Origin of the sequence: Mesorhizobium sp. M0968, assembly GCF_040319065.1 — a bacterium.
Taxonomy (GTDB): domain Bacteria; phylum Pseudomonadota; class Alphaproteobacteria; order Rhizobiales; family Rhizobiaceae; genus Mesorhizobium.
In genome coordinates, this window is the sequence record NZ_JAMYNL010000020.1 from 83901 (window position 1) to 93461 (window position 9561).

7 protein-coding genes and 1 pseudogene are annotated in these 9561 nt (G+C 62.4%); 5 read left to right on the forward strand and 3 right to left on the reverse strand.

Annotated features, from left to right (window positions below):
• Positions 1–97: 97 nt before the first annotated feature.
• The 3 genes from NKH67_RS25985 to lptF are packed head-to-tail and all read right to left on the reverse strand — an operon-like array spanning position 98 to position 4799.
• Positions 98–2515 (reverse strand): LPS-assembly protein LptD, encoded by a 2418-nt coding sequence (locus tag NKH67_RS25985; RefSeq protein ID WP_352501854.1) that lies wholly within the window; start codon positions 2513–2515, stop codon positions 98–100.
• Positions 2515–3600, reverse strand: a complete 1086-nt coding sequence (gene lptG, locus NKH67_RS25990) for an LPS export ABC transporter permease LptG (RefSeq protein WP_023677695.1) — start codon at positions 3598–3600, stop codon at positions 2515–2517. The genes NKH67_RS25985 and lptG overlap by 1 nt, the downstream gene beginning before the upstream one ends.
• Positions 3597–4799: an LPS export ABC transporter permease LptF gene (lptF, locus tag NKH67_RS25995; protein WP_352501855.1), complete on the reverse strand. Its 1203-nt coding sequence runs from the start codon at positions 4797–4799 to the stop codon at positions 3597–3599. Before lptF ends, lptG begins: the two co-directional genes overlap by 4 nt.
• Before the next feature lie 354 nt (positions 4800–5153).
• On the opposite strand from lptF, the gene NKH67_RS26000 reads away from it, so the two are divergent.
• The 5 genes and pseudogenes from NKH67_RS26000 to NKH67_RS26020 all read left to right on the forward strand — a co-directional run.
• Entirely contained in the window at positions 5154–6320 is a 1167-nt protein-coding gene (locus tag NKH67_RS26000) for a flavin-containing monooxygenase (protein WP_352471100.1), read from the forward strand.
• A gap of 73 nt (positions 6321–6393) precedes the next feature.
• Positions 6394–6777 carry a VOC family protein gene (locus NKH67_RS26005; protein WP_352471101.1) on the forward strand — a complete coding sequence of 128 codons (384 nt, stop codon included), beginning with the start codon at positions 6394–6396 and terminating at the stop codon, positions 6775–6777.
• A gap of 49 nt (positions 6778–6826) precedes the next feature.
• On the forward strand, positions 6827–8323 hold the full coding sequence (locus NKH67_RS26010; protein WP_352501914.1) for a leucyl aminopeptidase: 1497 nt from the start codon (positions 6827–6829) through the stop codon (positions 8321–8323).
• Between the two features lie 38 nt (positions 8324–8361).
• Positions 8362–8811 carry a DNA polymerase III subunit chi gene (locus tag NKH67_RS26015; RefSeq protein WP_023719810.1) on the forward strand — a complete coding sequence of 150 codons (450 nt, stop codon included), beginning with the start codon at positions 8362–8364 and terminating at the stop codon, positions 8809–8811.
• 92 nt (positions 8812–8903) lie between these two features.
• Positions 8904–9452, forward strand: a pseudogene (locus NKH67_RS26020) (phosphotransferase); the annotation flags it as partial.
• Positions 9453–9561: the final 109 nt, after the last annotated feature.

A 9561-nucleotide genomic window follows, 5' to 3' on the forward strand; every position in this document is an offset into this window, starting at 1 on the left:
GCCGAACCTATCCCAGTTCAGGCCGTCAAAATTCGTGCCTGCTCTATGCGGCGAAACAATGTCGTCCGCCAGCCGCCCCGTTGCCGACCGCTGCCCGTTATTGAATGGTGTCGATGGAGCGTTGCGACGAGCCGAAATCGCCGAGCGTGCGGAACGACAGGTTGAAGCCGACGTTCTGCGATACTTCCTTGGTGTTCAGGTCACGTCTTTCCGAAAACGTCATCAAATAGGTAAAGCACGAATCACTATAGGCAAAGCCGACCCCGTCCTTGACCAGAACGCTCTGCTCCAGATCATATGTGCCGGTGCCAAAGACGCGCCAATTCTCGGCAAGATGTGTCGAGGCGCCGAGCGTAACCTCATGGCGATCGGTTGAGAAGCCATAGAGTGGCTGCGCCTGGATGAAGGCGTATTTGGCGCTCAGCGATACCGGCAGGCCTGAAAAGGCGGCCTTTACCTCAGCGCGGCGGATCTCGAAGCTTTGCTCGTCGAAACGGCCGCTGACCGAGCCGGAAAACCCGCTGGGGCTGTTGAAGCCGACAAGGCCGACATAGTCGGAGGTTGCAGTTTCAAGACCTGAATAGGCGCCGACATTGACCAGGTCCGGCGTGCCGAACGAGTTCTGGCCGCCCAGCTGGTAGGATTGGCCGAACACCGCATTGGTGCCCCAGCCATTGTCGTATGCGCCGGAATAGCGCAGCCCGACATTGGCGCGTGTGCCGCCTTCCATGCGGTCGTAGCCCGAGAATTTGTCGCGCTCGAACAGCGTCGTGGCGTCGAAGACGAAGCTCTGGGCGTCCTCGTTGGGGACCGCCAGCCCGCCGACATATTGCTCGTTCGGACGCATGAATACCTGCGCCATCGGTTCGAAGACATGGCTGGAACTGGTCATCGAAAACAGCACCGGCCAGCGCATCTCAAGGCCGGCGGTCGCCATGTAGCGGGCAAGCGATGAACGCATATCGTCCTCGACGCCGAGATTGGTCGCCATCTGGTTGACGGCGTCGAGCGAGGCCGAGGAAGCGTTGACGTAGCCGGCGTCGCCGCGCAGCGCCAGCAGCGGTGTCAGCAGCAGCCCGCCATCGGTGGTGAAGGTGCGCTTCCATTCGGCTTCCGCGGTAAGGCGCCCGGATTGACCGTCGATGCCGCGGACGTTGTTGACGGACGAAGGGATGCCCGAATTTGCAAGAGCCGTATCGAGCCTGTCGCGGTCAATGACCCGCGCGTTGACGTCGAACGACAGCTGCCCGCCGGCCACCGGCATGTCGGGGATATAGGCGTAGTCGAGCGAGGGCAGCACCCAGGGCTGCTTGGCGGCGCGTGCAGTCGGATCGCTGGCGAGCGTGTCTTCCTGAACCTCGAAGTGCATGGCGCGCACGTCGAAGTAATTGCGATCGTTGAGCCCCGTCAGGTACACCTCGGAGCGGTGCACGCTATCGTTGAAGCCATCGATGTCGTAGGTGCGCGCGAAATTCTTGTCGCTCTGCAGCAGGATGTCCCAGCCGAAGTCCCAGCGCGGGTTGATGGCGAACTGGCCCTGGGTGCCCATCATGCCGCGGAACCTGTTCGGGTCGCCTTCGGTACCCGAATTCACGTTGTGGCCATTGTCGTCGATGAAGGCGTCGGGATTCTCCTGCCGGATGCCCGCAATCTTCAGGCTGTACTGACCGTTGTTGAAGCGCTGCCTCCACTCGGCCTCACCGAGGAAACCTTGCTTGGTATAGCCGCTGCCAGTGACAGTGAGATCGTAGGTCGGCGAGAGCGCGAAATAATAGGGGACTTTAACACCGACGCCGAGATCGCTCTTGTAGGCGACGCCGGGGATCAGGAAGCCGCTCTTGCGCTTGACCGTTGGGTCGGCGATCTCGAAAGCCGGCAGATAGGCCAGCGGAAAGCCGAAGAACTCGAAATTCGAGTTCTCGAAGCGAACCGTCTTCTTCTCGCCGTTCCAGATGATCTTCCTGGCCTTGATACGCCAGGTCGGCGCTTTGTCGGGCTTGTCCTCGCACGGCTCGCAGGCGGTGTAGACGCCATTGTGGAACGTCGTCAGCACGCCGCCCATGCGCTCCGCGCTTTCGGCGGCGAAATACGCCTTGTCTATGGTCTCGACCCGCAGCGCGTTGACGAAGCCGTCGGCGAAATCGTCAGTGATGTCGGCATGTTGCGAATAGATTTTGGTGCCGTCGCTATTGACGAGTTCGACATTGCCGCTGGCGACGAGGCGTTTGGTGTTGCGGTTGTATTCGACCCGCTGGGCGACGAGACGGTTGCCGCCGTAGTCGATCTGGACGCCGCCGACAGCCGTCACGGTCTGCTTGTCGTTGTCGTAGACCAGCGTATCGGCTGCCAGCAGCATCTGCGTGCCGCTCGGAACCTTCGTTGCCAGCTCACTGACGTCCTGGGCAAAAGCCGAAGCAACCGGGGCGGCGCTGGCAAGCAGGCATGCCAAGGCGCTCGCCGCAGAGAGGCGTGCCAAACCGGCGTGCCTATGGCTGCGCAAAACCGCCTCCCTCACTAGCCGTCTTCCTTGTATAGCAGGAATGTCACCCCGAAGAACATAGCCACGACAACCGGGACCCAAGCCGCTACGGCCGTGGGTACGAATCCCGCTACGCCGAATGCCTTGACCAGCACCGAAACGACATAAAGCAGAAACCCGGCCACGATGCCACCCAGAATCATCGTTGCCGACTGCCCCATCCTCGCAAATCGCATTGATACCGTTGCCGCAATCAGCGTCATCGCGACAAGCAGGAACGGCAGCGCAATCAGGGAATTGAACTGCATGGCGAAGGCATTTGCCTTGAGGCCGAAGGAGCGGGCCACTTCGATCTTGCCGGGCAGATCGTAGAAGGGAATGGTCTCAGGGCGCGCCAACCGCTCTTGCACGAATTCCGGCTTGAGATTGGTCGGCAGCCGATCGCTGGGTAACGACTGGATGGTACCGTCCCGGAACACCTTGACGTCCTGCAATTCCCAGTAGCCGTCCCGCAAAAACGCGCGCGCCGCATCCTTGCGCTCGATGATGTCGCCCTGCGGGCTGAAGCTGAAGAAGACCGCGTCGGCCATCTCCAGGCCTTGATTAAGAATGGCGCGCGCGCCGATGATGGTATCGCCGGCGTTGGTTTTCTGCCTGATCCAGGGCGCAGCATCGGCCGAGACGCTGTTCGACTTGCCCGAACGGAGCTGGGTCTCGATCTCCTCGGACCAGGAATAGGCGTGCGCGGCTACCGGATTGATGACGCCGACCGACAAGGCTCCAAACAGCAGCGCCCCGATGCAGCACGGCAGCAGGAATTGCCATGCGGAAACCCCGGCGGAACGGGCAATGACCAATTCGTATTTGCGGTTGAGCGACACCAACGTCGCCATCGCCGAGAACAGGCCGACGAACGGCACCGTCTGCAGCATGATCATCGGCATCCTGAGCCCCGAAATGGCGAACGCAGTTGCGTAGGTGAAGCCCGGCACGCCAGTCGTGCGGCCGGAAAGCTCGGTGAAATCGATCAGGAACACCAGCGCCAAGAGGCCGATGAAGAACCAGATGGTGATCGTCACATAGCGAAAGAAGAAGTACCGACCCAGAGTCCAGCCCATCAGCCGGCTCCCTGTCCGGATGCGCCACGCCCGGCAAAACGGAGCTTGATGGCGCTCCAGCCGTCACTGAAGCGGCCGGCAAGATTGGTTATCCAATCGGCCCAGGCAACCGGCAGTTCCATGGTCCGGTTGGAAACAATGAACCAGATGGCGATCGCCGATGCCACGATCGGGACGCCGTAGACCACATAGGCATATTGCGGCACCTTGTCGGCCTTGCCGGCGGCAAAGAACCCGAGCCAGCGCACGAACAGCGCGATCGCGATTGCCGTGATCAGCGGGTGCACACGCGCCTCGCGATGCGAGCGCGCATCTCCGGCAACGGCGAGCGCGATCAGCGCGAAGACGAGCGAATAGGACCACTCGGAAAAACGCTGGTTGAGCTCGGCCAGGTACCTGTTCGGCTTTTGCTGGTACATCTTGTCGTTCGGACTGGGATTGAGCAGATACTGGGTCGTCCGGTCCTTCGGCAAAAGCAGGATATCAGATGATGCCGACATGAAAGCGGACAAGTCGAAGGCGTAGGAGGTGAACCGGATCACCGAGAGGTCGCCGGTCATGGTTTTGCGATGGATGACGCCGTCATTCATCATCAGCACCTTCTCGTCGCCGCGTTCGATGATGCTGCCGGTCTTGGCGTAGTAGATGAGATTGACGCCTTCTTCGCGCGAATCGGCGACGAAGATGCCGCCGAGGCGGTTGTCGGGAAGCCGTTCGCCAACCTGCAGGAACAGGCCGTCGTCGATCTTGCGGAAGGTGCCTTCCTGGATGATCAACGACAACAGATCGGCACGCGATGACGCAATCAACTCGCGGTTCTTCTGGCGTGCGTAAGGGTCGACGCCATTGTCGACGGCGAAGGAAAAAACGCTGGCTGCAAGTGCCAGAAGCATGATCGGCCTGACGATGGTCCAGCGTGAAGCGCCGGCGGCATTGATGACGGCCAGCTCCGAATCAGAATTCATCACGCTGAGGATCTGGGCGACCGCGACCACCAGGGCGAACGGCACGACGATCGGAACGATCGTCGGGATGATCAGCGCTGCGACTTCGAAGAAGGTGAGGGCCGACTGACCGCTATCGGTGACGAGGTCGATGCGGGCGAGCACCTGAGTCGTCCAGACGATCGCCAGCGTCCAGACGAGCGCCAGCGCGAATACCGCGAAAGCACGGCGCATGATGTAACGTTCAACGACCTTCATGAAGGCTTTTCTCGGCGATTTCGAACGGCATCATGCCTTGGAACAAGGTAGTCGTCCGGCGCCGGCTGCACAACTGGCTCAGTTTGGCGGTTCGATCTGGGTTCTGTCCCGGATCGCAAATTCCGCTGGGCCGGAGTGTCGGCGGCAATGGATAAGAAAGGGCGAACATTGTTGGTTAACAACAGGTTGCGGCGGGAAGCGGGGCCGTGCCGCGACGAATCGTGGATGGTTCGATATCGCATATGGGAGCGATTTCGGCCAAAGTCTTGTCAAATGCGGCAAAACGACCAAATGTCGCGCCGGTCGCGACCGCCGCGGCGTGATAAGACGGGTCAGGATCTGTTGAGCCCCAGCATGGAAGCGGAAAAATTGCGCGGTCAAACCGGTCGGGAAGCGGTCTTTGACGGCGCGATCGTGGTCGGGGCCGGCGCGGCCGGCCTTGCCGCCGCCCACGCCTTGATGAAGGCCGGCGTACCGACGCTCGTCCTGGAAAAGGAGAGCCGGCTTGCCGAACCCTGGCATCGGCGGCACCAGCGGCTGCACCTCAATACGCATCGCGATCTCTCGACGCTGCCCGGCGTCGGCTATCCCGCAGGCACCCCGGCTTTTCCGCATAAATCGGCCGTCATTCGCCATCTGAACGATTTCAGCCAGGCGCATGGTCTGCCGGTCGCATTCGGCGTTGCCGTTGAAGAGATCACGTTCGATGGCGATCACTGGACCGTGCGGACGAACGCCGGACGTCGTCTGGCGCGTCATGTCGTCGTCGCCACCGGGCGCGACCGGCAGCCGTTTATTCCTGCGTGGAAAGGCATGAAGGATTTTGCAGGCCGGATTATCCATTCGGCCGATTTTGGCGAGGCGAAGGACTACGTCGGCAAAAGGGTGCTGGTCGTCGGAGCCGGCAATTCGGGGTTCGACGCACTCAACCATCTTGCGAATGCAGATGCCCAAAGCATCTGGCTGTCGGCCCGCAACGGCCCGTCGCTGCTGCCGAAACGCATCGGCAAGGTCGCCGTCCACAGGCTTTCACCGTTGATGGCGAGCTTGCCGGTGCGGCTGGCCGATGCGGTGATGGCGACAACCCAGCGCCTGGTTTTCGGCGACCTGACGAAATTTGGGCTTCCGCCGGCTCCCATAGGCGGTGCGAGCCGTCTGAGCGCCGACTACACCGCGATCGCAGCCGATGACGGCGCGGTTCGCGCCATAAAGGCAGGCACGATCGTGGTGGTGCCACCATTGCGGGAATTTACCCACGACGGCATCGTATTGAATGACGGCAGGTCGATCACGCCCGATATCGTCATTGCGGCGACCGGCTATCGCACCGGTCTGGAGCAGATGTTCGGCAAGCTCGGCGTTCTCGACGGCAAGGGCGTTCCGCTTTTCAACGGCGGCGATGCCGATCCGAAATTGCCCGGTCTGTGGTTTACCGGCATGCGGCCGAGCATTCGCGGTTGTTTCGCTAACGCCCGCATTCAGGCCAGAGCGATAGCGGCGCGGATTGTCAAGCAGCGATGATGAGCCGGACTATGCCGACTGTTCCGCCCGCAATAGACACGCCTTGTTGAAAGGTGCTCGAACCGAAAGGTCAATGGTCATGACGCCAGTCAGCATTCGCTACATGGTCGATGATGTCGCCGCCTCGATCGACTTCTACTGTGGACATCTGGGCTTCGCTGTTGAACAGGACGCGCGACCGGCTTTTGCTTCCGTGACACGCGGCGCTTTACGGCTCCTTCTAAGCGGCCCCGGCAGTTCGGGTGCACGGGCGATGCCGGATGGCCGGCAGCCGGTGCCGGGAGGTTGGAATCGCATCCTGTTGGTGGTGCCGGACCTGAAAGAAGAGGTTGCGCGCCTCAAGAGTGCTGGACTTGTCTTTCGCAACGATATCATAACGGGCGTCGGCGGTTCCCAGACGCTGCTCGAAGATCCATCGGGCAATGTTATCGAGCTGTTTCAACCCGCCGCTCACTGACGAACGTTTCTCGCAATAATCCAACTCACTTCCCCGAAAGCAGGACATGATGAATTCGAGACCCTCGATCGCCTTTGCCAAATTCGCCGCGCCCAAAAAAGGCAGCGTTTTCGTTCTGGTGACCGACGAGGGCGGCCTCAGCGATGCCGCCAGGGCTTGCGATCCGGCAAAGACCCTCGAGCGGGCTTTTCCGGTCGCCGACTTCACCGGCAAATTCGCCAGCCTGGTCGAAGTGCTGGCACCGGAAGGGACATCGATCGAGCGGCTGGTGGCGGTCGGTGCCGGCAAGGGCTCCAATCTCGATGATTACGCCTGGCTGAAGCTCGGCGGCACGATTGCCGCATCCTTTCGCAAGGCAACCGAAGTGGCCGTCGTGCTCGATCTTCCCGGTGCGGTCGTCAGCGGCAGGCAAGCCGTTCAGCTTGCAGCGGGCATCCTGCTGCGCAGCTATTCCTTCGACAAATACAAGACCAAAAAGAACAATGGTGACGACAGGCGCGAGCCAAAAAAGCCGGTCAAGGTGACTATTCACACCGCCGATCCGGCAGCTGCAAAGAAGGCCTTCGCCGATGAAGCGGCGGTGATCGACGGCGTCTTGCTGGCGCGCGATTTGGTCAATGAACCGGCCAATGTTTTGGGACCGGTGGAATTCGCCGCCCGCATCGCCGAACTGGAGGCGCTCGGCGTCACGGTCGAGATCCTGGCCGAGAAGGAGATGAAGAAGCTCGGCATGGGTTCGCTGCTGGGCGTAGCGCAGGGTTCGCCGCGTGGCGCCCGCATCGCGGTCATGCGGTGGGACGGCGGCAAGGCCAAGGAAAGCCCGGTCGCCTTCGTCGGCAAGGGCGTCACCTTCGACACCGGCGGCAATTCGATCAAGCCGGCGTCGGGCATGGAGGACATGAAGGGCGACATGGGCGGCGCTGCTGCCGTCACCGGCCTGATGCACGCGCTGGCCGCGCGCAAGGCGAAGGTCAATGTCGTCGGCATTGTCGGGCTGGTTGAAAATGCCGTCGACGGCCACGCTCAGCGACCCGGCGACATTGTCACCTCGATGTCGGGTCAGACTATCGAAGTGCTCAATACCGACGCCGAGGGCCGCCTGGTACTGGCCGATGCGCTCTGGTACTGCAACGACCGCTTCCAGCCGAAATTCATGATCAATCTGGCGACGCTGACCGGCGCCATCATGGTCGCGCTCGGCCAGCATTATGCCGGCCTGTTCTCCAACAATGACGAGTTGGCGGACCGGCTGACGGCGGCCGGACAGGCGACGCAGGAGCGGGTGTGGCGCATGCCGCTCGGTGCCGAATACGACAAGCTGATCGATTCCAAGAATGCTGACATGAAGAACATCGGCGGCCGCCATGGCGGCGCCATTATCGCCGCGCAGTTCCTGCAGCGCTTCGTCAAGGACACGCCCTGGGCGCATCTCGACATCGCCGGCACGGCGATGGGCGCGCCTTCCAACGAGATCAACCAGTCATGGGCTTCCGGCTTCGGCGTCAGGCTGCTCGACCGGCTGGTGCGCGATCATTACGAGCAATGAGCGGCTGGGGCGGGACTCCGACAATGTAGACTGAACGCATGGCCGAGATTCTGTTTTATCACCTGACCGAATCGACGCTGGAGGATGCGTTGCCCGGCCTCCTGGAGCGCAGTATCGATCGCGGCTGGCGTGCCGTGGTGCAGACCGGCACCGAGGAACGGCGCGACGCGCTGGACCAGCATCTGTGGACTTTCCGGGACGATTCGTTCCTGGCCCACGCAACGGATCGCGAAGCCCATCCCGCCGAGCAGCCGGTGCTTCTGACCGTCGGCCCTGACAATCCGAACCAGGCGCAGATACGCTTCCTGGTCGATGGGGCGGTGCCGCCGGAGCTTGGCGGCTACCAGCGCGCCGTGTTCCTGTTCGACGGCCACGATGCAGCCCAGCTAGAGGCGGCACGCACGCACTGGAAGACAATGAAGGAGGCCGGCCACACCGTGACCTACTGGCAGCAAACGCCCGACCGGCGCTGGGAGCGCAAGGCTTAGAGAATTTGCAGCCAAGTGGAATCACCGGCGCCGCAAGAGTGCGACGACAAAAAGATGGACCGCCGGCTATTCAGAAGACCGGAGCAAGCCCGATGCCGCCCGATGAACGAACGCCAGGCATGCCGATAGATGCCGCACTTGTTCGCCGGCTGATTGCCGCGCAGTTCCCCAAATGGGCGGACCTGCCGGTAGAGACGGTCGAGCCTGGCGGCTGGGACAACCGCACGTTCCGGCTGGGCGACAGCATGTCGGTGCGGCTGCCGAGCGCTGCCGCCTATGTCGCCCAGGTCGAGAAGGAGCATCGCTGGCTGCCCCGCTTGGCGCCTCACCTGCCTCTGCCGATACCCGTGCCGCTGGCCAAAGGCGCGCCCGGGGAAGGCTATCCATGGCCTTGGTCCGTCTATCGCTGGCTTGGCGGCAGACCGGCGGCTGGTGGACTGATTGCCGATCTTACTGAGTTCGCCCGTTCGCTGGCCGGCTTTCTGGTTGCGCTCTACCGGATCGACGCTGCCGACGGGCCACCGCCAGGGCAGCATAATTTCCACCGCGGTGGCCGGCTTTCGGTCTACGACGCCGAGACCCGAGCCGCGCTCTCGGCGCTCGGCGGCCGCATCGACAAGGCCGCCGCCGAGGCCGTGTGGGCGACGGGCCCAGGCGCGCCGGGGGGACGGGCGCCCGGGGGGGGGCCAGGGGGCCGGGCCCCGGGGCCTGGGGGCGGGGGGGAATGGCAACGATAACGCGGGGGGGGGT

Coding starts and splice junctions, on each gene's coding strand:
- lptF (WP_352501855.1), bottom strand. CDS start 4,799: ATGAAGGTCGTTGAACGTTACATCATGCGCCGTGCTTTCGCGGTATTC.
- NKH67_RS26005 (WP_352471101.1), top strand. CDS start 6,394: ATGGTCATGACGCCAGTCAGCATTCGCTACATGGTCGATGATGTCGCC.
- NKH67_RS26015 (WP_023719810.1), top strand. CDS start 8,362: ATGGCCGAGATTCTGTTTTATCACCTGACCGAATCGACGCTGGAGGAT.
- NKH67_RS26000 (WP_352471100.1), top strand. CDS start 5,154: ATGGAAGCGGAAAAATTGCGCGGTCAAACCGGTCGGGAAGCGGTCTTT.
- NKH67_RS26010 (WP_352501914.1), top strand. CDS start 6,827: ATGAATTCGAGACCCTCGATCGCCTTTGCCAAATTCGCCGCGCCCAAA.